The 26115-nt window shown below is 37.3% G+C and carries 16 protein-coding genes and 1 pseudogene; 11 read left to right on the top strand and 6 right to left on the bottom strand.

Annotated elements, in window-relative coordinates; genetic code table 11:
* The 7 genes and pseudogenes from ACFIK4_RS03875 to ACFIK4_RS03905 all read left to right on the top strand — a co-directional run bounded on the left by ACFIK4_RS03875 (nucleotide 1) and on the right by ACFIK4_RS03905 (nucleotide 10549).
* Nucleotides 1-1979 (top strand): annotated as a pseudogene (locus ACFIK4_RS03875) (heme lyase CcmF/NrfE family subunit).
* Nucleotide 1980: 1 nt separating this feature from the next.
* Nucleotides 1981-2391: a cytochrome c-type biogenesis protein CcmH gene (locus tag ACFIK4_RS03880; protein ID WP_375675046.1), complete on the top strand. Its 411-nt coding sequence runs from the start codon at nucleotides 1981-1983 to the stop codon at nucleotides 2389-2391.
* Between the two features lie 217 nt (nucleotides 2392-2608).
* Nucleotides 2609-4120, top strand: a complete 1512-nt coding sequence (locus tag ACFIK4_RS03885; protein ID WP_375611163.1) for a Do family serine endopeptidase — start codon at nucleotides 2609-2611, stop codon at nucleotides 4118-4120.
* Between the two features lie 72 nt (nucleotides 4121-4192).
* Entirely contained in the window at nucleotides 4193-4879 is a 687-nt protein-coding gene (locus tag ACFIK4_RS03890) for a response regulator transcription factor (protein WP_273791552.1), read from the top strand.
* Nucleotides 4876-6258, top strand: a complete 1383-nt coding sequence (locus ACFIK4_RS03895) for an ATP-binding protein (RefSeq protein WP_375620682.1) — start codon at nucleotides 4876-4878, stop codon at nucleotides 6256-6258. Before ACFIK4_RS03890 ends, ACFIK4_RS03895 begins: the two co-directional genes overlap by 4 nt.
* A gap of 90 nt (nucleotides 6259-6348) precedes the next feature.
* A complete protein-coding gene (locus ACFIK4_RS03900) occupies nucleotides 6349-9273 on the top strand; it encodes a bifunctional [glutamine synthetase] adenylyltransferase/[glutamine synthetase]-adenylyl-L-tyrosine phosphorylase (RefSeq protein WP_375675048.1) in 2925 nt (974 codons plus the stop codon).
* A 451-nt stretch (nucleotides 9274-9724) separates the two neighbouring features.
* Nucleotides 9725-10549 (top strand): outer membrane protein, encoded by an 825-nt coding sequence (locus tag ACFIK4_RS03905; protein WP_375612993.1) that lies wholly within the window; start codon nucleotides 9725-9727, stop codon nucleotides 10547-10549.
* A 1364-nt stretch (nucleotides 10550-11913) separates the two neighbouring features.
* On the opposite strand, the gene ACFIK4_RS03910 is transcribed toward ACFIK4_RS03905, so the two are convergent.
* The 5 genes from ACFIK4_RS03910 to ACFIK4_RS03930 form a co-directional block, all read right to left on the bottom strand.
* Nucleotides 11914-12798, bottom strand: a complete 885-nt coding sequence (locus ACFIK4_RS03910; protein WP_375611167.1) for a metallophosphoesterase family protein — start codon at nucleotides 12796-12798, stop codon at nucleotides 11914-11916.
* A 596-nt stretch (nucleotides 12799-13394) separates the two neighbouring features.
* Complete coding sequence (locus ACFIK4_RS03915; RefSeq protein WP_375675053.1) at nucleotides 13395-15491, bottom strand: glutamine amidotransferase; 2097 nt, start codon at nucleotides 15489-15491, stop codon at nucleotides 13395-13397.
* Nucleotides 15488-18286: a DUF4159 domain-containing protein gene (locus ACFIK4_RS03920; protein ID WP_375638068.1), complete on the bottom strand. Its 2799-nt coding sequence runs from the start codon at nucleotides 18284-18286 to the stop codon at nucleotides 15488-15490. Before ACFIK4_RS03920 ends, ACFIK4_RS03915 begins: the two co-directional genes overlap by 4 nt.
* Entirely contained in the window at nucleotides 18283-19194 is a 912-nt protein-coding gene (locus tag ACFIK4_RS03925) for a DUF58 domain-containing protein (RefSeq protein WP_375638069.1), read from the bottom strand. Before ACFIK4_RS03925 ends, ACFIK4_RS03920 begins: the two co-directional genes overlap by 4 nt.
* Nucleotides 19195-20226, bottom strand: a complete 1032-nt coding sequence (locus tag ACFIK4_RS03930) for an AAA family ATPase (RefSeq protein ID WP_375612988.1) — start codon at nucleotides 20224-20226, stop codon at nucleotides 19195-19197.
* Nucleotides 20227-20471: 245 nt separating this feature from the next.
* Here ACFIK4_RS03930 and ACFIK4_RS03935 point away from each other — a divergent pair, with 245 nt between their 5' ends.
* Nucleotides 20472-21725: a CCA tRNA nucleotidyltransferase gene (locus tag ACFIK4_RS03935; protein WP_375612987.1), complete on the top strand. Its 1254-nt coding sequence runs from the start codon at nucleotides 20472-20474 to the stop codon at nucleotides 21723-21725.
* Between the two features lie 485 nt (nucleotides 21726-22210).
* On the opposite strand, the gene ACFIK4_RS03940 is transcribed toward ACFIK4_RS03935, so the two are convergent.
* Nucleotides 22211-22687 (bottom strand): tRNA (cytidine(34)-2'-O)-methyltransferase, encoded by a 477-nt coding sequence (locus ACFIK4_RS03940; protein ID WP_375612986.1) that lies wholly within the window; start codon nucleotides 22685-22687, stop codon nucleotides 22211-22213.
* Between the two features lie 725 nt (nucleotides 22688-23412).
* Here ACFIK4_RS03940 and petA point away from each other — a divergent pair.
* From petA to ACFIK4_RS03955, 3 genes are read left to right on the top strand one after another with little or no spacing between them, the layout of a single operon-like run.
* Nucleotides 23413-23961 (top strand): ubiquinol-cytochrome c reductase iron-sulfur subunit, encoded by a 549-nt coding sequence (gene petA, locus ACFIK4_RS03945; RefSeq protein ID WP_375611173.1) that lies wholly within the window; start codon nucleotides 23413-23415, stop codon nucleotides 23959-23961.
* Nucleotides 23962-23965: 4 nt separating this feature from the next.
* Complete coding sequence (locus ACFIK4_RS03950; protein ID WP_375611174.1) at nucleotides 23966-25222, top strand: cytochrome bc complex cytochrome b subunit; 1257 nt, start codon at nucleotides 23966-23968, stop codon at nucleotides 25220-25222.
* The gene (locus ACFIK4_RS03955) at nucleotides 25216-26112 is read left to right on the top strand and encodes a cytochrome c1 (protein ID WP_375668220.1); all 897 of its coding nucleotides are present in this window, start codon (nucleotides 25216-25218) and stop codon (nucleotides 26110-26112) included. Before ACFIK4_RS03950 ends, ACFIK4_RS03955 begins: the two co-directional genes overlap by 7 nt.
* Nucleotides 26113-26115 lie beyond the last annotated feature (3 nt).

Here is a 26115-nt window from a genome sequence, read left to right on the forward strand (position 1 = left end):
GTGCTTGTCGAACTGGGTCATATTTTTTTAGCTGCAGCATTTTCAGTAAGCTTATTAGGGGCATTTTTACCTGCTTTAGGTTTTTGGTGGAGAGAGCGTTTGTTAATGCAAACAGTTGTTCCTCTAACATATATTACTTTTACATTACTGCTTTTATCTTTTTTAGTGATAATTTATGCTTATGTTGTATCTGATTTTTCTGTTTTGAACGTTGTTGAGAATTCTCATTCAGAAAAACCGATGCTCTATAAAATTACAGGTGTTTGGGGCAACCACGAAGGCTCTATGTTGTTATGGGTTTTAAGTCTTGCTTTTTTTAGCGCATTGATGGCTTTTTTTAGCCAACATTTGCCAGAAGATTTTAAGACGCTTGTTTTAATTTGCCAAAGTTGGATTACAACTGCTTTTCTTTTATTTATTCTTTTTGTATCCAATCCATTTTTACGCGTAAATCCACCAGCATTGCAGGGAAATGGTCTCAATCCTCTTTTACAAGATATCGCATTAGCAATTCATCCACCGCTACTTTATTTAGGTTATGTCGGTTTTTCACTTTGTTTTTCTTTTGCCGTTGCGGCATTGATTATGGGACATGTTGATAGAATTTGGGCGCGTGGGATTCGTCCGTGGCTTTTACTTTCTTGGTGTTTTTTGACATTGGGTATTATGGTTGGCTCTTATTGGGCTTATTATGAGCTAGGATGGGGGGGGTATTGGTTTTGGGATCCTGTTGAAAATGTTTCGTTTATGCCGTGGCTTTCAGGAACGGCTCTTTTACATTCTGCTCTTGTTCTCGAAAAACGAGAAATATTGAAAAGTTGGACTCTGTTTTTAGCGCTGCTTACTTTTTCCCTTTCTCTGATGGGAACTTTTCTTGTGCGTTCTGGGCTTTTAGTTTCTGTTCATAGTTTTGCTGTTGATCCAGCACGCGGGCAAGCAATTCTTGCTCTTTTATTTTTTTTACGGGAGCTGCTTTTCTTCTTTTTGCTTTGCGTACCCCTATTTTAAAAACAGAAAGATTTTTTCAACCAATTTCACGTGAAGGGTTTATTGTTTTAAATAACTTGTTACTGACAACAATAACAGCAACAGTATTGATTGGTACGCTTTATCCTTATTTTATTGAGATATTAACAGGGCAAAAAATTTCTGTAGGGGCTGCTTTTTTTAACCTTACCTGTGGACCGCTAATGGTTTTGCTGTTGTTGTTTGTTCCGTTTGGGACAATGATGGCATGGAAACGCGGTGATTTTCTTGCAGTTTTTGAACGGTTGTGGTTTGTTTTTGTATTGGTTGGTATCGTCTGTTTTATAATATTTTACGCGACATCTGTGCGTGATATTTTTGCAGTTTTAGGGATTGGGCTTTCAGCGTTTGTTTTTTTAGGCAGTTTAGCGGATCTATGGGGAAAGAGTGGATATGGCAAGAGAGCTTTTTCAGTACGCGTTAAGAGATTTCTTGGATTGCCATGGTCTACTTTTGGTGCAGCAATAGCACATATGGGATTAGGCGTTACATTATTTGGTATTGTTTGCGTGGCAAGTTTTGGGCAAGAACGTATTTTAATCATGAACGTAGGGGATAGGGTGACGATAGCGGATAAAACGCTTCATTTTGATGCAGTGTATGATGGTGTTGGTTCGAATTATTCGACAATGGAGTTTTATTTTAAAATATATGAAAATAAAAACATTGTAGGTCATGTAACAGCCTCAAAGCGATTTTATTCAAGCCAAAATACATCAACAACAGAAGTTGGTCTTAAAAATCATGGATTATCACAGCTCTATATTGTACCGGGACATATTGATAATCGGGGTCTCGTTGTGCACATATGGTGGAAGCCTTATGTAATATGTATTTGGTTAGGGGCATTCATGATGGCTATGGGAGGATGTCTTTCTCTTTTGGGGTATTGGTTTCGCATTGGCATGTACAATAGGGTAGTGCTTGCTTTAAATTTTTGGAAAAGACATTGAGATGAAAAAAATTCTTTGGATTGTATTTTTTTTAATGGCAACGTTTCCTTTTCGATTAGCAATAGCAGTAGAGCCGGATGAGATTTTAAAGAATAAGATTCTTGAAGCGCGAGCACGCCATATTTCATCGCATTTACGTTGTCCTGTTTGTCAAAATCAATCAATTGATGATTCAGATTCTGCTTTAGCACGTGATTTACGGCTTTTAATTCGGGAAAGGCTAAAAATGGGCTATAGTAATCAGCAAGTCACTGACTTTCTTGTTGAGCGATATGGTGAATTTATTCTCTTGAAACCACCATTGAATAAGATAACTTGGTTTTTATGGTTCTCGCCTTTGATCATTATTATCATTGGCGTAAGTATCATATTTTTCCACTTCAAACGAAATAATCATGAGTTATGTGAATGAAAAAGAACAGTCAAAAATGTCATTGCATTAAAAAAAATGTTACATAAAAGAAAAAATCAGATCATCTGCAATGAGCAGACAATCTTATTGTAATTATATTAGGGAATACTGAAACCTTACAAAACTTTAATAATTTAGACAGAAAACGGTAAGGTCTGGTATTTTATAAGTGATCGGAATTGAAATAAAGGTATGATTGAATAGGAGCATAGAATAAATGGTTAAAAAGGCTTTCTTTAAAACATTTGTCGCAGTGAGTTTTTCTGCGATATTGGAAAGTGCACTGTTTTTTAGTGGATGTACATCAAGCTTGTGGATGACAAAGGCTCATGCAAGTTCTGTATTTACTTCGTTAATGCAACAACAGGGATTTGCCGATATTGTTGCTCAAGTGAAACCAGCCGTTGTAGCAGTACAAGTAAAGAGCAATAAAAAGAAAGAAGATAGGTTCTTTAGCAACTTTTTTAGTGGTCCAGGACTTGATCAATTACCAGATCAGCATCCTTTAAAAAGATTTTTTAAAGAGTTTTATGATTTTGATAAACCTAAAAATAAATTTCCGCACCAATCGCAGAGACTCCGTCCTGTTGCTTTTGGATCGGGTTTTTTTATTTCATCTGATGGTTACATTGTGACCAATGATCATGTGATTTCTGATGGAACAAGTTATACTGTTGTTCTTGATGATGGTACAGAATTGAACGCAAAGCTCATTGGGAAAGACCCAAAAACCGACCTTGCCGTATTAAAAGTGAATGATAAAAGAAAATTTTCTTATGTTGATTTTGGTGATGATTCAAAGCTTCGTGTTGGAGATTGGGTTGTTGCCATTGGGAATCCATTTGGTCTTGGTGGAACTGTGACAGCAGGTATTGTTTCTGCACGTGGACGTGATATTGGCACTGGTGTGTACGATGATTTTATTCAGATTGATGCTGCTGTTAATAGAGGGAACTCTGGTGGTCCAACGTTTGATCTTAATGGAAAGGTTGTTGGGGTTAATACAGCAATTTTTTCTCCTTCTGGAGGAAATGTTGGGATTGCTTTTGCTATTCCAGCAGCGACTGTAAAACAGGTTGTACAACAACTTATTGAAAAAGGTTCAGTTCAACGTGGTTGGTTAGGTGTTCAGATTCAGCCGGTAACAAAGGAGATTTCCGATTCAATAGGATTGAAAGAAGCCAAAGGTGCTTTGGTTACTGATCCGTTAAAAGGACCGGCAGAAAAGGCTGGTATTAAAGCGGGTGATGTAATTATTTCAGTGAATAATGAAAAAGTTGCTGATGCGCGTGAGCTGGCGAAACGTATTGCAAATATTAAACCAGGAGAAATGGTAACCATAGGGATTTGGAGATCAGGTAAGGAGGAGAGTATAAAGGTTAAACTCGCTTCAATGTCTGAAGATGAAAGTAAGAAAGAGACTTCAAAATATTCAAATGGACAGAGTGATTTAGATGAAACATTGGAAGATTATGGTTTGATTGTTATGCCTTCTGATGATGGTGTAGGGGTTGTCGTAACGGATGTCGATACCGATTCAGATGCTGCAGATAAAGGGATACGCCCTGGTGATATCATTGTGACAGTAAATAATAAACCAGTTAAACGAGTCTCTGATATTATTAACACAATCAAAAATGCTCAGCAGTTAGGACGAAAGGCTATACTCTTACAAGTGCGAACAAATGATCAAAATCGTTTCGTTGCTCTTCCAATTTTCAAAAAATAAGGCTTTAGTTGTAGGACAAATGTTTATTAAACATTTGTCCTACAACATAATAAAATAATGGAGATACGTTTTATGAAGATACTCGTTATTGAAGATGATCATGAGACGGGGCATTATCTCGAAAAAGCATTTTTGGAAGTAGGGCATTCTGTTGATGTTGCTTATGATGGAGATACGGGATACGCTTTAGCAACCACGGAAAATTATGACGTTATGGTTGTTGACCGAATGCTTTTGCATCGTGATGGTCTTTCTATTATTGCTGAATTGCGCGCTAAAGGCAATGAAACACCGGTTCTTATTCTGTCTGCTTTAGGGCAAGTTAATGATCGTGTAACGGGGCTGCGTGCAGGGGGAGATGATTATTTGACAAAGCCTTATGCTTTTTCTGAACTTCTTGCGCGTGTTGAAGTTTTACAACGGCGGAAAAATCCTAAAGAAGCAGAAACTGTTTACTGTGTAGGTAATCTTGAGCTTGATCGGTTAGCACATACGGTAAAACGAGGTGATAGAAACATTCTATTGCAACCACGAGAGTTTCGTTTACTTGAATATTTGATGCGTTATGCGGGGCAGGTTGTTACACGCACTATGCTTTTGGAAAACGTTTGGAATTACCATTTTGATCCACAAACGAATGTCATTGATGTCCATATCTCTCGTTTGAGAGCCAAAATTGAAAAAGATTTTGATGTTCCCCTTCTCCATACAGTGCGTGGAGCTGGATATATGCTGAAAGTACCAGATAACAAAGCATGAATCGTTTGATTAATATAATGCGCACGACGGCGCTAAGGCTTTCAGCACTTTACATTTTATTGTTTGGATTGGTGGCAACAGGACTTTCTATTTATATGACGGCATTTTCTGCTTCATTGTTAACAGAGCAAACTGAACAGGCTTTACATGAAGAATTAAAGTATATTGAAAATGCTTATAATTATGGGGGATTATCCTTATTAATGCGCACTATTGATTATCGTTCAAGACAACCAGGAGCATTTCTTTATCTTGTTACAGATTCTATGGGGCGTATTTTAGCAGGAAATGTAGCACGTATTGAATTAGGTCTTTTGAATCAGAGTGGTTTTATTTCTACCTCTTTTTTGTATTCCCGTTTTGGAGAACATGGCAAAACAAGTGAACATCGCGCTTTGGCGGTTATTGTTGATTTACCTAATGCTATGAAGATTCTTATAGGACGTGATTTGGATGAGCCAGAACGTTTTGCTGTTGTTATTCGCAAAGCTGTGATCATTGCACTTGCTGCAATGGTTGGAGGCGCTTTACTCATATGGTTTTTTGTTGGCAGGAGAGCTTTACAAAGGATTGATCATGTAACGGCTGCATCACAGCGCTTGATGGATGGTGATTTCAGTGGGCGTTTACCTGTTTCTGGAGTAGGGGATGAGTTTGATCGATTGTCAACCAATCTTAATGTTATGTTAGACCGCATTGAAGAATTAAATATTGGTTTACGTCAAGTATCAGATAATATTGCTCATGATCTGAAAACGCCGTTAACGCGTCTTAGAAATCGCGCTGAAGAAGCGCTTTCAGGAAATAAGACAAAGCTTGAATATCGTCAGGTCCTTGATAGGGTTATTGCAGAATCAGATCAACTTATTTGTACGTTCAATGCGATTTTAATGATTTCACGTATTGAGGCCAGCAGTGCAATTGAACATCTTGAAATGATTAATATGAAACTGATCCTTGAGGATGCTGTTGAGCTTTACGAACCTTTTGCTGAAGAGTCAGGTGTTTTACTTCAGTTGGGAGATATATTTGATAAAGAGCTAAAATTGAATCGTGAGCTTGTTGCGCAATCAATTTTTAATCTTATAGATAATGCAATTAAATATGCGCCTAAAGGTGGAAGGCAAGCGAAGGTTTGCTTATCAATGGAATATCGTGATGAACATTTATTAGTTGTTGTGAGCGATAATGGACCAGGAATAGCAGAGGATAAACGTGAAAAAGTGACAGAGCGATTTGTTCGTCTTGAAGAAAGCCGCACACAACCTGGGTTTGGGATTGGTTTAAGTATAGCAAAAGCGGTTATGAAGCTTCACGGGGGTGAATTGTTACTTGAAAATGCAAATCCAGGGCTTAGGGCTGTTTTGTTATTTCCTTAAAGATATTTTTCTTCACTTTCATACGTAACAACTATTTTAAAAGTATAAAGCAATAGAAAGGAAAGCAAAATGCTTTTCAAGGGAGCAGAGATGAAACAAGCTTTTTTAAAAACACAGCTTCTCCCTTTATGTCCTCTCGATAAAAGTGGTTCCCAATGGTTAAAAGACATGGAAGAACAAGCAAGGAAAGAAGGTTTAGAATCGCTTGTTTCCATCATTTCAGAGAGTGGAACGCAGATTGATTTTATCAGTTCGGTTATGACCTTATCTCCTTTTTTGCGTGAGGTTTTAATTGCCAACCCATCATATCTTAGTGCTTTATTAAATGTTGATATAGAAACAAGGCTGAGCGAAATTATAGATGATATTACAGCTATTGATAAAGATGAAGCTATAAATGAAACTTCATTGATGGCTGCTTTAAGGCGCAAAAAACGAGAAGCGCATGTTCTTATTGCTTTAGCTGATTTGGGTGGTGTTTTTACTTACGAAGTTTCATGTGCTTGGTTGACACGTTTGGGCGAAGCAGCATTAAGTGTAGCACTACGTTTTCTATTAAGAGAAGCGCATGATCATGGTAAGATCAATTTATTAAGCCGTGAGAATCCAGAAAAAGACTGTGGTTTAATTATTTTAGGGATGGGAAAGTTAGGAGCAGGGGAACTTAATTATTCTTCTGATATTGATCTTATTGTTTTCATTGATGAAACATCACCTCATATTGGTAATCTTTCTGAAAGTGTTGACGTATTTTCTAAAATGGTACGCCGATTAATCCGTATCATTCAAGAACGCACTGCGGAAGGATATGTTTTTCGTCTTGATTTTCGTCTTCGTCCAGATCCAGGTTCAACCCCTTTGGCCTTACCAGTAAGGACTGCATTGCGTTATTACGAAGGGCGTGGGCAAAATTGGGAACGAGCAGCCATGATTAAAGCACGTCCAGTTGCTGGTGATAAGAGGGCAGGTTTTAACTTTCTCAAAGAGCTTTTTCCCTATGTGTGGCGGAAATATTTAGATTATGCTGCTATTGCTGATATTCATTCGATCAAACGTCAAATTCATGCGCATAAAAATTACGGTCAAATTGCAGCTTATGGGCATAATATAAAGTTAGGTCGTGGTGGTATTCGTGAGATTGAGTTTTTTGTTCAGACACAGCAGCTCATTGCTGGTGGACGTTTTCCTCAATTACGTGGACGTCAGACAGTTGCAATGTTAGCAGAACTTCACACGCTTGGTTGGATCAGTGAGAAAACGAGAAATAGCCTTATAAAAAGTTATGCTTTTCTTCGAAATGTGGAACATCGTATTCAAATGCTTTTCGATGAACAAACACATCTTCTTCCAAATGATACTGCTCAATTCACGAGTGTTGCCTATTTAATGGGTTATCAAGACAGGAGCAGTTTTATCCGTGATTTATTAAAAACACTTCAGATTGTTGAAAAACATTATGCTGCACTGTTTGAGAATGAGCAAGAACTTGGTTTAGAAATTGGTAATTTAGTTTTTACCGGTGAAGAAGATGATCCGGAGACATTAATAACATTAAGCCGTTTAGGCTTCGAAAGAGCAAGTGATATTTGTCGTATTATGCGCACGCTCCATTTTGGTCGTTATAAAGCAACGCAATCAGCCGAAGCACGCGAGAGATTAACGGAATTAACACCAGCTCTTTTGAAAGCTTTTGGTGGGACAAAACGAGCTGATGAGGCGATGTTACGTTTTGATGGTTTTTTACAGGGCTTACCTTCAGGAATTCAGCTTTTTAGTCTTTTGCAGTCTAATCCTTCTCTTTTGGATATGCTTGTCCTTATTATGGGGGCTGCTCCACGTCTTGCAGAAATTATTGCACGCAGGTCCCATGTTTTTGATGGAATGTTAGATCCGAATATTCTTTCAGAATTACCGACCAAAACGTACTTAGAAAAACGGCTTGAATATTTTCTTGAAAATGTTCTTTCTTATGAGGAAATTCTTGATCATTTAAGGATTTTTGCAGATGAACAACGTTTTTTGATTGGTATTCGAATTTTAAACGGTACAATTACAGGAGAAAGAGCGGGTTTTGCTTTTACTGCGCTTGCTGATCTTATGATTACAAAAACATTTGCTACCGTTCAAGAGGAATTTTCTCGTCTTCATGGTCGTATTAAAGGAGGGCGTGTTGGCATATTGGGTATGGGGAAGCTTGGAAGTCGCGAATTAACAGCAGATTCCGATGTTGACCTCGTTTTGCTTTATGAACACGATGATGATGCAGAAATATCTGATGGAGAAAAGCCTCTTTATATCTCTCAATATTATACGCGTTTAGCACAGCGCCTCGTTTCTGCTTTATCCACTCTTACAAGCCAAGGTATTCTTTATGTCGTTGATTTAAGGTTACGGCCATTAGGCAATAAAGGACCTATTGCTATTTCTTTTCCATTTTTTAAAAAGTATTATCGCCAAGAAGCATGGATATGGGAATATCTTGCTTTAACAAGGGCTCGAGGCATTGCAGGAGACCCTGATTTTTTACAAAAGCTAGAAAATGAAGTGTGTGCAATTATTGCTATTTCTCGTGATAAGAAGGAAGTTGCAAAAGAAGTATGTGAAATGCGTGCCTTGATTGCAAAAGAAAAGCCGCCAAAAAATCAATGGGATTTAAAAACGATGTCTGGTGGCATTATGGATTTGGAGTTTATTGCTCAATTTTCTCTTATTACGCATGTCATTGAGTTTCAAATTGGAGCGACGACAGCGGATATTTTAGATCACTTACCAAACAGTTTTCTTAATCAGTCATGTATTGCTGATTTACATTATGCCTATCGTCTTTATACAAATTTGAGTCAAATTATACGGCTTTGCTTAAATGATTCTCTTGATCCCAATGACATGCCACCTGGATTAAGTGACCTTTTGTTGAATAGTGTTGGGGAACCTGATTTGCTTCGTGTTGAAAAATTAATTGCAGAAACTGGGCAATTGGTCTGTTCAGTTTTTACAAAAATCATGAAATATTAAAATAATTCTATAAGAATAAATAAAAATTATTAATTCCATTTTTATATATTAATTTTTGTCTTTCATTTCATAGACGCTTGAGAGGGTTAGAGTGAAGTTCTCTACTGTTTTTTCAAGTGTGATGAAAAAATTCTCCATTCTAGGTATCATTCTTTATACAAAAAGCGGTGAGTGATTAATTTAGTGAATCATATTTTTTATGAGCGTTATCTCATTTTTTCAAAAAATTGACATTATAATTATTTATATAATTCCAAGTAATAATGATCAATATGAAGCTATAAAAGCTACTATAGATTAATAGCTTCTGGAAATTATAAATAATATTTAAGCTTTATTTAAAACTAATTTTAATTTTTTAACTGTGTCATTTTTGCTATAGATTTTTTCAAAAAATTGTGAAACGATTTACCATTATTTATGTATCACATTAGCTTTTAGGGGAGCAATTATGATTACAAAGTATTTAGCCTCAACATCTATATTTTCTTTAATTTCAATTTCTGTAGTACAGGCGTCGGATATCGTTATTCCTGAACAACCTGTTCCTGTTATTCCAGCACCTGCTTTGTCTTGGACAGGATTTTATCTTGGAGGACAGATTGGTAACTTTTCAGGTAAAACAACTGCAAGTTATTTAAAACATGAGACAGGGATATGGAATCCAATTGGAAAGGAGAATTTACCTAAACTTTCTGGTTTTATCGGGGGAGTTTATGCAGGTTCCAATATTGATATCGATAATAGTTTTATTATAGGTATTGATACAGATATTATGTGGTTTGGTAAAAAGGATTCTAAAGATGTCAATCTACCGAAAAAAAGTCCAACTGAAGAAACACCAAAACTTGTAGAAAAAACAAGTCTAACAAGAGATTTGCATGAGGAGGATTCGACAACACCTATTAAAGCTGTACGTCATACTTTAAAACAAAAATGGGCTGGTGCTACACGGGTGAGAGTTGGTTTTGCGATTGAGCGTATGATGCCTTATATTTCTGGAGGGATTGCTTATACGCAGCTTCAGAATATTTTTGCGGCAGTAGCTGATAGCAAAAATGGAGAAGTTGATTTTTCTGATTGGTTGCATGATGAAAAAAAGACCATGATTGGTTATACCCTTGGAGGTGGTATTGATTTTGCAATGACTGATAATATTATTGTACGTGCAGAATATCGTTATTCAGATTTTGGCAAAAAGAAGTTCATACAGGATAAATTTGAAATGGGCTACAAGACAAATGATTTTCGTGTGGGTGTAGCTTATAAATTTTAATTTTTTGCAGAATTAAACACTTCAAAAGTCTCATTTTCGAATGAGGCTTTTATTTTTCAGATATGTTCTAGTAAATATCCTTTACTCAAAAGAGCTACTATTTTATTCGAACAATACTTTGATTTGTAAACATAAATTACTTTTTGTCATGTTGAGTGAGAGACCCAAGTGTCATAAGATTTTCTCATTTTAATTGAACCGATCAAAACCATGTCTTTTGCACGTCAAAAAGAGGGGGCGTCGTGAGATAAAAACATTAAAGAAAGAATAAAAATGCTTCTTATGAACCATTTTAAGTGCTAAAGGCTGTCGCTACATTAGGGGGTGGCAAAGTGTGAGATTTTGATACTAGCTTGCTTTTCCATAAACGTGAAGATGGTGTTGCTAAATGGACTTAACATTACATCATTCATAGGTACCGTCGGGAAATGGGTTTGGGTGCTTTAAAAGATGCTTTTTTAAACCAACATGTGAATTGGCAAGCTAATGGCATTTTATTTTATTTGAAAGATTTTTCATACAATCAACTTTTCTGTTTTGCGGTATCGTAAAATATTTTATTTAATAACAAAAAGCTCGCAAAAAAACTCTAAAGAACGTAAAATTACATCCGCAATATAATTCAATAATAAAATAATTATAAAGAGTATTATAAAGTGATTTATAGGAAAAAATAGAGAGAAAATTAGGAATTTATTGAGATATAAAAAACATTATTACCTATGTCTGTTATCGAAATATAATCTATTATTTTCCTAATTTTTTAATGTACGATAATAAATTTCGAGTGAAATAGTAATGGATCATTTCAAATCTATTTACGATAAATCAATCAACATCATTTGTTTATGAATCACAAGTAGGTTGGGTTATTTAAATTATATACTTTAGTTATTATTTGGCTTTTTTAGCCATTGATTTTCAGGTATAGAAGCTGAATGAGCTTCTCTATTATTCTATAAAATATCATCATTGTAATATTATAAGGATTTTACGCATTAGATGCTTTTGGAGGAGTGGATGATGAAATTCAAAGCAGGGTTTATGTGTAGAGCTTTGTGAAGTAAATCACATGCGCAATTAGCAGCTGGAACCCGTGAGACAAGAATCCGAATTATTTATAAATCAGATGTGGTAGAATTTTCGTCCTTTAGAGCGGGAAGGAAGAAAACCGATAAGTTTGTAAAAAGCTCGTTACATAAGTGGGGCAGCAGATGGAATTCTCTGAGAAAAATTGATCTATTAACAGAGAAGGTGAAACTTTGTCTTTTAAGGAGAAAAAGGGAAATAAGAATTATGATTTCCAAAGGGATGTGAAATAAAAATATTTTCGTTTTTGGTTGTTTTGGCAACTATGAAGGTGTTTAAAGATTAATTGTTTCAGTACATGCAATCTCGTTTTTGGGGTTGATAATGCTATAACGTTGTAATTGGCAATGCCATTGATTTTGTAAGCGTTCAATGGAAAATAAATTAAAGCCTGCGGGTGGTTTTTTATCACCAAAAGCTTGTGATGCAGAAGGAACACCAACAATAGGAATTTTTTTAATTGGTCCTTCAATGTAATTCAATGTGGGTAAATGAGTATGTCCGTGAAGAATAAGCTCACAACCGTGGTATTTGATAATGTCTAGAAAACGTTTTATATCCCGTAGTTTTTTATGCCAAGACGTTGCCTTTGGAAAGGGGGGGTGGTGAATCATGACGACACGAAAAAGGTTGCGCTGTGCTGCTTCCTTTAAAAAGAGCGGTAAAGTTTGCGCTTGCATTTTACCAAAATAGCCAGAAGCTTGAAAAGGCAATGTCGCAATGGCTGAAGAAGCTGCTATGATGGCAACATCTTTGCGAATGCGCATATAAGGAAAGGCACTTTTTTGAGGGATGTCACCTGTAATCCAAGGTTTAAAGAGAGTGCATGCTTTTTGTAAAGCGCCGCGGACATAGGCATCGTGATTTCCAAATGTCAAAGAAATATCTTGAGGTTTTCCTAGGTTAAGTAGCCAACGATGAGCTTGTACAAATTCTTTATCGAGAGCAAGATTTACAAGATCACCAGAGATCACAAGGTGATCAGGTTTTGTTTTGTTCAAGGCATCTATTAAAGTTTCTAGGACATCTGTTGCCATCTGACTCTTACGTTTTTTTTGCCAGTTCAGATAACCGGTAAGACGTTTCCCAGAAAGTTCAAAAAGGGAAGGTTGCGGGAGAGGGGAAAGATGTACATCCGATATATGGGCAAGATAAAACATAAAAGCTCGTAAAGTATTAAAAACGATTTAAAGAATAAACATAAGATAAGTTAGTGCTTAAAGGCAAGAAAGATTGTAAAATGAAAATTAGCTTGCAAAAAAGAATGTCTCAAGCGGAATGTTCCAAATAGAATATCCCTAATAAAATATCATTGTGTTGTAGATTCACATATTTGTAAAAAAAACATTTCTCAATGCGTTTGAGCTAATTTCACGATGGTACTCGATATTATAATGGAAAGCTTCTGTGAACTATATAGGGCTTACTGTACACTACCATCTCTACACTTATACAAGGTGCAAATAAAAAACATCATACTATTTTCCCCCAATTTTATGAAAATCCTTGCTTTGCTTTAAGAGGATTCATAAGAGGTATTTCACTCTTTTCTTCAATGGTTTCTATCCATACAGCATCCCTTCTAATAATACGCAAGAGAATGTTTTTTATTGTTTTAATATGAGGATATTGGAAATAAGGAGAATTCCACTGTATTTTGAGTTATAAATCAATACGTTATCTAATTACAAAAGACAAGTAAATACGTAAAAAGATAAGCTGAATTTTAAAACTATTATACGAAATCTCAGACTTTTTAACGGCCTTCATAATACCACATGCTGCTCAACAGTAAAAGGCAAGCAAGCAGTGCAAAAAAACCAGAAAATATCGAAAAATAAAAGGTATTGATTAAACGGGTTTCTGTTGCTTCTTTCAGAACAATTGAATGTGCTGGGGAAGAGGACGGACTTGTTTTTGATTGAATCAGCTTAAATGGAGGAAGATGAATGTTTTCTTTTCCTTCAGGGTGTAAACGTCCGATGTAGCCACCAGTGTGCTTAATAATGGGGGCTAGTTTTTCTTGTGTTGAAATCAAGTCAAACAACTCAAGATTATCGAGCATCCCTACAGAAGAAAGTATTGTTAAACCGCCATTTTTAATGTTAAAAATTCCTGTCTCATCAGTGGTCACAGTTGCAGTAAAAAGGCCTTCTTTCTCTTTGGTCAGAGTAATATTTTCTTTTTTTCCAGAGGGAAAGATTATTTCAGCGGGTTCTGGATGGTCTTTTAGAGTTTGGCGGCGAATTGTTAAATGATGATGGCTGCTAGTCGCACTTAATTTTTCTTCCTCAAGTTCTGGTTCTTTCATGAGCCAATGGGCAATACGACGATAAAGAGCAGCATAAGGACCACCGCCTTCGAAACCTCGTGCCCAAAGCCAACTTTCATCAGAAAGCAACATGCCCACACGTCCTTTATCAACATGGGAGAGAAGTAAAAGTGGTTGTTCATCCGCTCCTTTCATGAGGGCGATTCCGTTATTTATGTTTTGAATAGCAATTTGTCGCAACCATTGCCCCCATTGAGAAGCGGGAAGGTTAAGTGTTGCAAGACCCCTTGTGACAGGATGGCGCTCACCTTCTTTGGTTAATGTGGGGCGAAAAGGTTTTTCAATAATAGTTCCATTGGGCAATGCCGGTAGAATGCTTATTAAAGGTGTTTTCGCAAGTGAGTTTTTTTGGGTAAATTCAGGTCCTGTTACCATCAACAATGCACCCCCCTTTTGTACATATTGGGCGATATAATCATAATAGATTAAGGGGAGAACAGTAGAGTGCTGGTAGCCATCAAGGATGATGAGATCAAAGTTATTAATTTCTTCAACAAAGAGTTTTCTTGTGGGAAAGACCACTAAGGATAATTGGCTTGAGGGCGTATTATCTGCTTTGGTGGGGGGACGCAAAATAGTAAAGTGAACAAGATCAATATTGGAGTCACCTTTCAAAAGGTCTCGCCATGTCCGTTCTCCATTATAAGGAGCACCTGAAATAAGAAGAACGCGTAAATTTTCTCTGATTCCTTCAATAATTGTTATGGCGCGGTTGTTTTCCAAGCTTAGTTCACCTTTGTGTGGATCAGTTATAACTTGGATAATATTTTTTTCAGCATGAGGAAGGGTAATTTCAGTTTGAAAAATCACGCCAGGAGTTACAGAATAATGGCCAATGTCTTGTCCATTGACGCTTAGTGTAATATTTGCTTTCTCTGATATTGTTTTTTTGGCGGGGCCTTTATCTTCTACCAAAATGGAGAGCGTTTGTGGTTTGTTGACAAGGGCAAAGCGTGGAGGAGAAATAAACTTGATTTGGCGATCAAATTCATCTGAGTATCCTGTAATCAGGGCATTGAGAGGTGCTTCATGATGAAGGTCTGATAGGTCAGGGATGTCATGCACTTGTCCATCGGTGATAAAAATGGTTCCTGCATAACGAGAGAACGGTACATCAGATAGTGCTTGTGTTAAAGCTTCAAACAAATTCGTTGAGGGTGCATATCGATTATCAGCAAGTTTCCCAGCTTCAATAAAGCGTGGTTCAAATTGTGGATAATGCGCCAGTGTTTCGACTAATTGCCTGCGCGCTTCATCACTATCATTTGTACGTGTTCCAAATGATTGGCTTTTGCTGCGGTCAATGACAATGCCTACTGTGCTTTTCAGTGGTTCGCGCTGTTCTTTTATGATCATTGGATTGAGCAAAGCAAGGATAAGGGCGCTTAATGCCATCAGACGAAATAAAGAACCTTGCCGTAGCGTAACAAGACCAACAACGACAAAAAGAATCGATATTCCGCTTAAGAGCAGAATCCAAAAGAGTGGTAAAAAAGGCTGAAAAGTGAAAAATGATATCATTGCCTTCTTTCTCTTTTAAAGCGTTCCAAGAGTGCTGGAACATGCACTTGATCCGCTTTATAGTTTCCTGTAAGCACATAAAGGACAATATTTAAACCTGCACGAAATGCCCATAGACGTTGCATTGGATCATTGGGAACAAGGGGATATTTCCATGCCCCTTTTTCATCGAGTGCCCAAGCCCCAGCAAAGTTATTTGCGGTGATGAGAAGGGAGCTTACGTTATCGCCGTTGGCAAGAGAGTTTTTATTTTTTTTGTTTGTTGATGAGGATTCAACCCATAAAGGTGAACCACGGTAGAGACCAGGAAAATCTGGCATAATATAAAAAGAACGTGCAACAACATGATCTGTTGATGCTGGCTCAATGGATGGAATATTTAACTTTTTTAAGATATCTCGTAATCTTTGCGTTTCTGGAGTAGCGTCTCCTTCAAGATTAAGATTGCTCTTTATCTGATCGCGCGTGTCAAATAAAATTGTTCCCCCATGTTTCATAAAGTTATTTATTTTTTCAAGGCTTTTGGGGGTTGGTATAGGACTCTTAACATCAATTGGCCAGTAAATAAGAGGATAAAAAGAGAGTTCATCTTTATCGAGATCAAGTGCTGTAACAGAGCCAAGGGTAAGCATTGTGCGCTCTGCGATAAATTGACTTAACGCTTCTAGACCACTTTTACTCGTTGTATCAATTTCATGATTATTGGTTATAACATAGGCAAGATGTGTTGCGCCAGCAGCTTGTACACTATCATGATGATTTTCTTTCGTTTGTGCATGAAGAGTTGGATCATATGAAAACAAGGCAATAAGACTTATAAAGGGGACGAGAAACATATTACGCCGTTTCATGAAAGAAAAAATATCTCCCATCCATAAAATGAGAAAATTGTCAAAGGCGAATAATAAGATGGCTAATCCTAAAAGTGGACCGATAAGATTTTTTTCTTTTGTATCGTAAGATAAAGGGCTTTTATTAAGAGAAGTTGGCAATGATGATTGTTTCATCAAGTGCGACGAATGAGTTAAGAGATTGAGTGCATAAAAATTGTTTTTGGCACCATAAAGTCCTGGGGGAGTATGGTAGGAAGGATGGGGTGGATTTTGAGAGTCAAAGATCAAAGGAACAACATCAGAGGGTGGTACTTGTAATTGTCCGTCAATGGCTATAGTTCGCCAAGGGTTTTGTATCACTGTTCTTTTTTCTCTGTGTGTTAGGTTTGTGTTTTCGTTAGAACCTAATGTGATTAATTTTTGCAGCATTTGTGCAAAAAAGCCAGAAAGAGGAAGGTTAGACCATGTTGGGTCAGGAGCAACATGAATGAGAATGAGGGTTCCTTTACCACGTTTTGCTGCGGTAACAAGAGGAGTTCCATCCGAAAGGCTAAGCCACGTTTTTTCAAAAAGATCTGGGGTTGGTTCTGCGAGGATTTGGCGCGAGACAGTAACATCTCCTGGAAAGGGAAGACCAAAGAAAAAGCTATTTTTTGCAAAAGGGGCAAGCTTTTGTGGTTTTGTCCAAGACATAATACTTCCAAGGGAACGTTGACCTGGGCGCAGTGGTATCGGAAGAAGGTTATCGTAATGTTCTGCGCTACTGAGTTTTTCTCCTGCAAAGCGGATGAGTGTTCCCCCTTTATTCACAAAATCAGAAAGTTTTTTTTCTGCTTTTGGGGGTATGTTAACAATGTCACCCATAATCAAAACAGATGGATTTTGTTTAAGCAAATGATCAATATCCGTTGAAAGTTCTCTTCCACCGGCTGTTATAAGCTGTGTATGACCTTGTAAGGCTTTGATAATGTAATAAAATGGAGCAAGTAAAGGCTGTGCCATTTCATTGGTATCGGGTGAGAGAAGAGCAACACGGCTTATCCTGTTATGGCTATCTACCAAGAAGGTTGCAGCAGCATGGTTTTGATTGTTTATTTTTATCCAAGCGATATCATTGCGTAGTTCAAGTGGTACATTAAAAGGAACAAGTGCTGTTGTTTCTCCTTCAGAGAACTTGTTCGTAAATTGACCGAGAAGTTGATTATTTGAATCGTAAAGGCTGAGTATAGCGGGAGTATTACTGTGTGTTGTTGAGCGGATAATACGCGCGCCCATGTTTCCATTATTATTTTCTATGGATGTTATGCCGGTTAAATCGGAAATATCAGTCAAATACCACAAGAAGTTTCTAGGTTTTAATTCTTCAAGAAGAGCAAAAGCTTGCTCATCTTCATTTGTTTGTAATCCATCACTTAAATAAGCAATATCAAGAGGTTTTCCTTTGGTTCTTTCGCTGAGTTTTTTGAAGGCATGCACACGGTTGACAGGCCAAGGACGCGGTTGCAAATGCATTAAATGCTGTTTTATAATCTTGGCTGGTTGGGGCTCTATATTGGAGATATTATTTTCAGCCGTTGCAACAAGATAAATATTTTTTTGCTGTTTTTCTGCCTGTGCAAGGAGCATTTCAGCGATAGAGATGCGCTGTTTCCATTCTTTTACAGAAACCCAACCATTATCAATAATGAGTGCAAGGGGTTGAGATCCGGAAAAGCTTATTGGTTTTTGATTCCAAGTGGGGCGTGCTAGAGCTATGATAACAAGTGCCGCTATGGTTAAACGCAACAAGAGCAACCACCAAGGTGTATGTTTTGCTGTTTCTTGTTGATGAGTTGGTTTGGGTAAGAAGCGAAAAGGGGGAAAAAGCTCTTTACGCGGAGATGGAGGAGTTATCCGCAACAGCCACCAAATGACCGGTAGGAACAAAAGCCCTAGTAACAGAAAGGGAGCAGCAAAACTCAAAGTGCCCTCCTTTTTTGCAATGGAGAGTCGCTCATTGTATTTGCAAGATGAAAAATGGTCTCTGTTAAAGGTTGATCTGTTGTACTAACGTGATAAGACCATCCTTGGCGTGCGCAAAAATTTACCAATTCTTGTCGCCTTGCGTGATATAGTTTACAATAGCTCTTACGAAGATCTTCTGCTTTAGTGGAAACATGTTTCTCTTTCGTTTCGGGATCCAAAAATTCTGTGTGACCTGTGTAGGGAAAGCTTTCTTCTGCGGGATCAGAAATTTCAATTAAATGCGCTGTCACTTGTTTTGTAGTTAAAACGGTTAAATGTTGGATGATTTTTTCAGGATAGTCGAGAAAATCACTCATTATAATGACATGTGAAAAGCGTGTAATCGTTGAAAAATCCGGAAATAAATTTTCATCTGAATGATTTTCTAAAGCAAAGGCTATTCGTTCTACGACATTGGATGTCATTGTGGGGGACATTAAGTTAGGAATAGCAATATGTTCGCCACTGCGTGCAAGAAGGGATGCCAAGGTAAGGGTAAGAATAATGGCATGATTACCTTTAGAGATTTTAGAAAAGCGCGAACAGTAATGCATTGATGCGCTCTGATCAGGACAAAGCCAAACGGTTTGTGTCATTTGCCATTCATGTTCACGGAGATATGTATTTTCATCACGCGCTGAGCGACGCCAGTCAATGCGGCTAATGGATTCTCCTTCCATATAGGGACGAAATTGCCAAAAGTTTTCCCCATTACCGCTTTTACGTTGTCTATGCCATCCGGTTATCAATGTATTAGCGATATGACGCGCTTGTAAAAGGAAATATGGCATTTTGCCAGTATCCTTATGCAGTTCATTTGCCAGCGACAATGGAGGCTTTTGTAAAACTTTTTTGCCAAGAGCCATTCAAAGAGCATCTTTCACAAGGTTATTAATAATATCTTTTACGGTTATATCTTCAGCACGGGCAGAAAAATTAAGAGCCATGCGGTGTTGTAATACAGGATAGGCCAATGCTTCAACATCATCAAGTGAAGGGGCTAAGCGTCCATAATAAAGAGCACGGGCGCGAACACAAAGTGAAAGGGCTTGTGATGCCCGTGGACCAGGTCCCCAAGAAACATAAGTATTAGCAAGGCTATTGTCTTTATGAGGGCGAGATGAGCGGACAATTTTTAAAATAGCTTCGATCACACTTTCTGAAAGAGGCATTTTGCGAACGATATTTTGAATTTTTTGCAATTTTTTGCCGGATAAAATTGGTTTTGCATTTGATTTTTTTTCTTTTGTTGTTTCTAAAATAATCCGTCGCTCTGTTGTGAGGTCAGGATAGTCAATATCGATTTGCATCAAAAAGCGATCCAGTTGTGCTTCAGGAAGTGGATAGGTCCCTTCTTGTTCGAGAGGATTTTGCGTTGCAAGAACATGAAAAGGTTGTGGCAAATCATAACGGTTACCTGCAACAGTAACATGATATTCTTGCATAGCTTGTAAAAGGGCTGACTGTGTCCGTGGGGAAGCACGATTGATTTCATCGGCCATGAGAAGTTGCGTAAAAATAGGACCTTGAATGTATCGAAAAGAACGTTTACCGTCTTTATCGGAATCCATAATTTCAGAACCAATAATATCCGATGGCATTAAGTCAGGAGTGAATTGGATGCGTTTTTCATCAAGCCCTAAGACTGTTCCCAATGTTTCAACAAGACGTGTTTTTGCAAGTCCTGGAGCACCGACAAGAAGGGCGTGACCACCAGCAAAAATAGCGATTAAAGCATATTCGATTACCTGATTTTGCCCAAAAATAACTTTGTCAATTTCTTTTTGTAAAATATCCAATTCTTTGTGTGCCGTATCAATATCATCAATAATGACTTGAGCTTCATGATTGATATTGACCTTTTTTATAGAATTGGATGATGGATCATGTTGACTCATATTTCTTCCTTAAGGCGTTTGTCGCAAAAATGGTAATTTTCTCTGCATGATAATGGATATCTTATTGTTTGTAACAGAAAATGAGAAGAAATGAAGTATCATATGCCGTTTTTTTTCATATTCGTATAGAAGAGAAAAGTTTCTTTGGAAGAATAGACGTGCTTTATAAGGGATGTCTTAAAAAATTTGTTTTATGAAGAGAGTTTTTTAAAGCAATGAAGACAACTTTTTTGAAAGGTTAAAGGGTGAATATAAGACAGAACTTCAAACAGGTTGCGTGGTTACAACAAAGTGATATCCAAACACTTCTTCGTGTTTTGTCTGTGGAGGGGGAAGAGGCGCGTATTGTAGGGGGAGCAGTGCGCAATCAACTGCTAGGGCAGCCTATTAGTGATATTGATATTGCAACAACCTGTTTGCCGCAACAGGTTATTGCACGTGTAGAAGAAGCAGGATTTAAAGCTATTCCTACAGGGATTGCTTTTGGTACAATAACAGTAGTTGCTCATTCATGTTCTTATGAGGTTACAACGCTTCGCTGCGATATTGAAACAGATGGTCGTCATGCAAAAGTGGCATTTGGTCGTGATTGGAAAAAAGATGCTGAACGGCGAGATTTTACGATAAATGCGCTTTATTGTGATGCTGCTGGCAACCTTTATGATGATGTGGGAGGTTTGAGTGATATTGCTAGCCGAACAGTTCGTTTTATTGGGGTTGCAGAAGATCGTATTGGCGAAGATTATTTGCGTATTTTACGGTTTTTTCGCTTTTTTGCGTGGTATGGAGCAGGGCGACCTGATGTGCAAGGATTGAAGGCATGTGTTCGTTTAAAACACGGTTTAAAAAAACTTTCTTCTGAACGTATTTGGGCAGAAATGAAAAAGCTTCTTGCGGCGTTTGATCCAACGCGTGCTCTTTTATGGATGCGACAAAGCAGAATTTTGGCACTCATTTTTCCTGAAACAGAACGATGGGGTATTGATGCAATTCACGCATTGGTGAAGACAGAACAGGATCTTGGTTGGAAAGTTGATCCATTGTTACGGCTAGAAAGCCTTCTTCCTCCTGATCCCATGCGTCTTCATGAAATGGCACAGCGCTTGCGTTTTTCTCTTAAGGAAACAACGCGATTAAAAGAATGGGCAGAGTTAGAAATAATAAACCAAAACTGTTCTGATCATTTTGTGCAAAAACTGATTTATTTTCATGGACGACAGCCAGTTTTAGATCAATTATCGTTGTCTGTCGCTGCATCACATCTTGATCATCTGGAAAAAAGTGATGCTTTGCAAAAAGCAGAGGGTTATGTCAAGCTTTATCAATTTGCCCAAAAATGGCAAATTCCAACTTTTCCTATTAATGGTAACGATTTAATAAAGAAAGGTTTTACAAAAGGTGTACTTTTAGGAAAAAAGCTTAAAGAGCTAGAAATGATATGGATTGAAAGCGGATTTTTAATGGATCGTCATGCACTATTAGAAAAAATTGATTTATAATATTTCTGTTTATAAACTCACTGTTGTTTATATTTTTTAAGTCAACATATTAATTTATAATAATCATTATTTATGTGAAATAAGAGTTCACAATATTGTAAGGTTATTTCAAACCTGTTCATATTACATCAATCAAAGTTATTGCCTTACACGTCACAAGTGAGGAAAAATGATTACAGAGAGGAAAAATGTCTCTTATGAATCATCTCAAAGATAAGGATTCTCGAAAATGAGAACGAATAAAGAGAATAGTGGTAGCGGTTTGCACCTTGTATGACCATAAAGAGGGGGATGTTCACTGGATTTTTACTATGAGGAGTATTTAATCATTCATAGGTGGTGATATGAGGTGATATGAAATGGATGTGATGGGCACTAAGAAATGTTTATTTTACCAGCACTTAATTGTTGGAAAATGATAGGCATTATACGCTCTAACTGTTCTTTATATGTTGTATTATTGTTTTTCGTGATAATTTATGTTTTTATAGATTACAGTTTCTTTCATGATAACCAATTTGGCGTAATGCTTCTCCTGTTGTTATGGCTACGCTCATGGCGAGATTTAGAGAGCGTGCCTGTGGTTGCATGGGAATTTTTAATGTGTAATCGGCCGCTTCATGAACATAATCGGGAACGCCAGCTGTTTCACGACCAAAAAGTAAAACATCATTTCTTTGATAGCATATCTGCGTATAGCATGTTTTTGCTTTTGTACTTAAAAGCAACAGGCGGCGGTTAAAGTGTTTCATGGAGCTTATAAAATGTTGCCAATCAATGTGTCGTTCTAAGGAAGCATATTCGAGATAATCCAATCCTGCGCGTTTGAGATTACGATCCGACAGATTAAAGCCTGCAGGTTCAATAATGTGCACATGTAAACCAAAGCAAGCGCTAAGACGTAAAATCGTTCCAGTATTACCAGCAATATCAGGTTGGAAAAGAGCTATATGAAGTGTCATGTTCTCTGTAATATGATTTTTCTTTCGACTTTGTAAAGAAGCACCACAATTTATTCGAAAAATATGCTTTGAGAAATACATGTTTTTTACGGTTCATTTTTATTCCCTTTAAATTTCAGGGAAAAGTTATGTATACAGGTCTGTTTGGGATCAGAGAGAAGCTCCCTATTAGGGACTTCCTTTTATTGAGCAATCCATGAAATGACTTGGCTCATTATGTTGAAAAGTGGGATATTTAATGAGATTAGATCATCAATTTTAATTAAAATCAACAAAATATGCTTTTTATGCAAAAACAGAAGCGAAAAAAATACTCATGCAACCAGTTGGAATTGAGGGAGGGAGAGATGCTGTAAATGTGTTAAAGAAATAACCGATAAGCTCAACTTGTTTACTGAGATATGGTCATAACAAGACTATGTTTCTTTCTTTAGAAGTGTTTATTTACATGCTATCTCTGATTTTCACGGGCGGGGGAGTAATTTTGATTGATTAATATGAATAGGTTTGAAATGAAAAAACCTTACGGTGTTTAGGGATTTCATTCACTCTGTAAAACGATGAATTATCATTATAAAACAGTTTTTTGTATAAACCATACAAATGGCAGGAGTGTTTTACGGGGATGTTTTTATGGTTGAGGTAACGGAGTGATCAAGCATTGTACAATGGGAGAGGGTATGGTAAAAGAATGTTTTAGCAAAGTGTCTCTTTAAGTTAAGGCCATGGGTGAGCAAACGAGGCGGGATTTTCTGTTTTTGGTAACAGCTGTTGCAGGAGCAGTTGGAATGGGAGCGGTTGTGTGGCCTTTTATCCGTCAGTTGCGTCCAGATGAAGCTGTTTTGGCATCTTCCTCTGTTGAGGTTGATCTTTCTGGTATTGAAGAGGGGATGTCAGTAACGGTAAAGTGGCGAGGACAGCCTGTTGTTATTCGAAATCGTACGGCAAAAGAAATTGCTGATGCGCGCGCTACTGAATTGAGACTTCTAAAAGATCGTCAAGCGCGCAATCCTAATCTTGAAGGTGAAAAAGAAGCGACGGATTTTGCACGTTCAGCAGGTAAAGGACGTGAAAATTGGCTTATCGTCATTAATCTTTGTACGCATTTAGGCTGTATAACACTTGGGCAATCTGGGAAATTTGGAGGGTGGTTGTGTCCATGTCATGGGTCTGTTTATGATACAGCTGGAAGAGTGCGGTCGGGTCCAGCTAACTATAATTTGGCTATTCCTCCTTACCAATTTCTTTCTGATACTTTGCTCAAAATAGGATAAGGTTATGACAAGGTTTTCTCCTTATTGTCCTAAAAATGCACTTGCCCGTTGGTTTGATAAGCGTTTTCCTCTTCCTCGTTTTTTTTATAATGCATTTGTGATTTTTCCTGTTCCGCGTAATCTTAATTACTTTTATACATTTGGCGGTATTTTGACCATTATGCTTTTATCACAGCTTTTGACTGGTATTGTCTTGGCTATGCATTATGTTCCGGATATTCATTTGGCTTTTGAAACCAGTGAACGATTTCGGCGTGAAGGGCAGTTTGGTTGGCTTTTTCGTCCATGGCATTGTGTAGGCTCTTCGTTTTTTTTTATTGCTGTTTATATCCATTTAGCACGTGGACTTTATTATGGTTCTTATAAAAATATGCGAGAAATGGTATGGGTTACAGGTATTTTTATTTATATCATCATGATGGCAATAGCATTTTTTGGTTATGTGCTTGTTTGGGGGATGATGTCTATTTCAGCGGCTTCAGTGATTGCAGGGCTTTTAAAAACGATACCTTTGGTGGGGACATGGTTGCATGAGACACTTCTGGGTGGTTATGTCGTAGGACAACCAACGTTGAATCGTTTTTATGTTTTCCATTATGTTTTATCATTTATTTTGCTTCTTTTTGTGGGGCTGCATATTTGGGCAATTCATTGTGTTGGGCAAGGCAATCCAACGGGTCTTGCTATACAATCAGATAAGGAAACAGTTCCATTTTCGCCTTATGCGCTTATCAAAGATATTTTTGCTATTACTGTTTTTCTCATCTTCTTTGCCTGGTTTTTGTTTTATATGCCCGATTATATGGGGCAGGCTGAAAATTATAGTGTGGCAGATCCTTTAAAGGCACCTCTTCGTGTGGTTCCAGAATGGTATTTTTTGCCTTTTTATGCGATGCTTCGTGCTATAACTTTTGATATCGGTATTTTCTCTTCAAACTTTGTTGGCTTTGTTTTATTCGTCAGTTCGATTTGCATTTTAATTTTTGTGCCATGGTTAGACCGCTCTAAAATATGTTCAGCAAGATATCGACCTGTTTATAAAATTTTCTTTTGGGCGTTGGTTATTGATGTCGTTTTTCTTGGTTGGTTGGGGTCAAGAGAAATAAGTGACAAAATTCTTTTATGGACACAATTGGCTACGGTTTATTATTTTATATTTTTTTTGGTTATTTTGCCGATTTTGCCAGCGTTTGAAAAAAATTGTTCTCTTCCTTCTTCAATTATGCAAGATTTAAAACAGAAAAAAAAGAGACTATGGTAAATGTTTTTGTCGGGCTGGTTGTTATTGTTGCTATGAGTTTTTCTGCTCAGAGTTTAGCGAGTGATGCCTCTGATCAGGAAGAAGGATTTATTTCTTTTCCTTTACAGGTTCCTAAAAAACAAGAATGGAGTTTTTCAGGTCCATTTGGGCTTTATGATAAGGCGCAATTGAGGCGCGGATTAAAGGTTTATAGACAAGTTTGTTCCAGCTGCCATGGGCTAAAATATGTGGCTTTTCGCAATTTAAAAGATCTTGGGTATGATCAAGAACAGATCAAAGCTTTGGCGGGGCAATATGAAGTGCGCGATGGTCCTAATCGAGAAGGAAAATTTTTTAAACGTGCTGGGGTTGCAACGGATTGTTTTCCTTCTCCCTTTTCACATGAAGAAGAAGCAAGATTTATTTTGAATAGTGCTTATCCTCCAGATTTGACATTGATAGCACGTGCACGTGGGGTATCTTTGCCGTTTCCTGCTTTAATTACTGATGCATTGTCTCATTATGATACAGCTGGTCCAGATTATATTACAGCTCTTTTAACAGGATATCAGAAGGCACCGAAGGAGATAAAAATTGCGAATGGTTATTGGTATAATCCTTATTTTATTGCCGGTAATTCTTTAACTATGGCTCCTCCTTTGAGTGATGGTATGGTTGCTTATGAAGATGGAACCCCAGAAATCATTGAACATTATGCGCGCGATGTTTCTGCTTTTTTGATGTGGGCTGCCGATCCTCATATGGAAATTCGTAAAAAAACCGGTTTTCGTGTTATTTTATTTTTAATCATTTTTGCAGGGTTTGTTTATATTTTAAAAAATCGTATTTGGTGTGGTTTAGAAGAAGAATTAGAGAAAGAAATAAAAGACGAAATAAAGAGAAAAGGGTAAAGC

It is taken from the genome of Bartonella sp. AP9QHHD, from assembly GCF_042195625.1.
Taxonomy (GTDB): Bacteria; Pseudomonadota; Alphaproteobacteria; order Rhizobiales; family Rhizobiaceae; genus Bartonella.

Excerpts from the sequence above, each read along its gene's own strand:
- ACFIK4_RS03880 (WP_375675046.1), top strand. The coding sequence starts at position 1,981 with ATGAAAAAAATTCTTTGGATTGTATTTTTTTTAATGGCAACGTTTCCT.
- ACFIK4_RS03885 (WP_375611163.1), top strand. The coding sequence starts at position 2,609 with ATGGTTAAAAAGGCTTTCTTTAAAACATTTGTCGCAGTGAGTTTTTCT.
- ACFIK4_RS03890 (WP_273791552.1), top strand. The coding sequence starts at position 4,193 with ATGAAGATACTCGTTATTGAAGATGATCATGAGACGGGGCATTATCTC.
- ACFIK4_RS03895 (WP_375620682.1), top strand. The coding sequence starts at position 4,876 with ATGAATCGTTTGATTAATATAATGCGCACGACGGCGCTAAGGCTTTCA.
- ACFIK4_RS03900 (WP_375675048.1), top strand. The coding sequence starts at position 6,349 with ATGAAACAAGCTTTTTTAAAAACACAGCTTCTCCCTTTATGTCCTCTC.
- ACFIK4_RS03905 (WP_375612993.1), top strand. The coding sequence starts at position 9,725 with ATGATTACAAAGTATTTAGCCTCAACATCTATATTTTCTTTAATTTCA.
- ACFIK4_RS03910 (WP_375611167.1), bottom strand. The coding sequence starts at position 12,798 with ATGTTTTATCTTGCCCATATATCGGATGTACATCTTTCCCCTCTCCCG.
- ACFIK4_RS03915 (WP_375675053.1), bottom strand. The coding sequence starts at position 15,491 with ATGATATCATTTTTCACTTTTCAGCCTTTTTTACCACTCTTTTGGATT.
- ACFIK4_RS03925 (WP_375638069.1), bottom strand. The coding sequence starts at position 19,194 with ATGGCTCTTGGCAAAAAAGTTTTACAAAAGCCTCCATTGTCGCTGGCA.
- ACFIK4_RS03930 (WP_375612988.1), bottom strand. The coding sequence starts at position 20,226 with ATGAGTCAACATGATCCATCATCCAATTCTATAAAAAAGGTCAATATC.
- ACFIK4_RS03940 (WP_375612986.1), bottom strand. The coding sequence starts at position 22,687 with ATGACACTTCATATAGCTCTTTTCCAACCTGATATTGCTGGTAATACT.
- petA (WP_375611173.1), top strand. The coding sequence starts at position 23,413 with ATGGGTGAGCAAACGAGGCGGGATTTTCTGTTTTTGGTAACAGCTGTT.
- ACFIK4_RS03950 (WP_375611174.1), top strand. The coding sequence starts at position 23,966 with ATGACAAGGTTTTCTCCTTATTGTCCTAAAAATGCACTTGCCCGTTGG.
- ACFIK4_RS03955 (WP_375668220.1), top strand. The coding sequence starts at position 25,216 with ATGGTAAATGTTTTTGTCGGGCTGGTTGTTATTGTTGCTATGAGTTTT.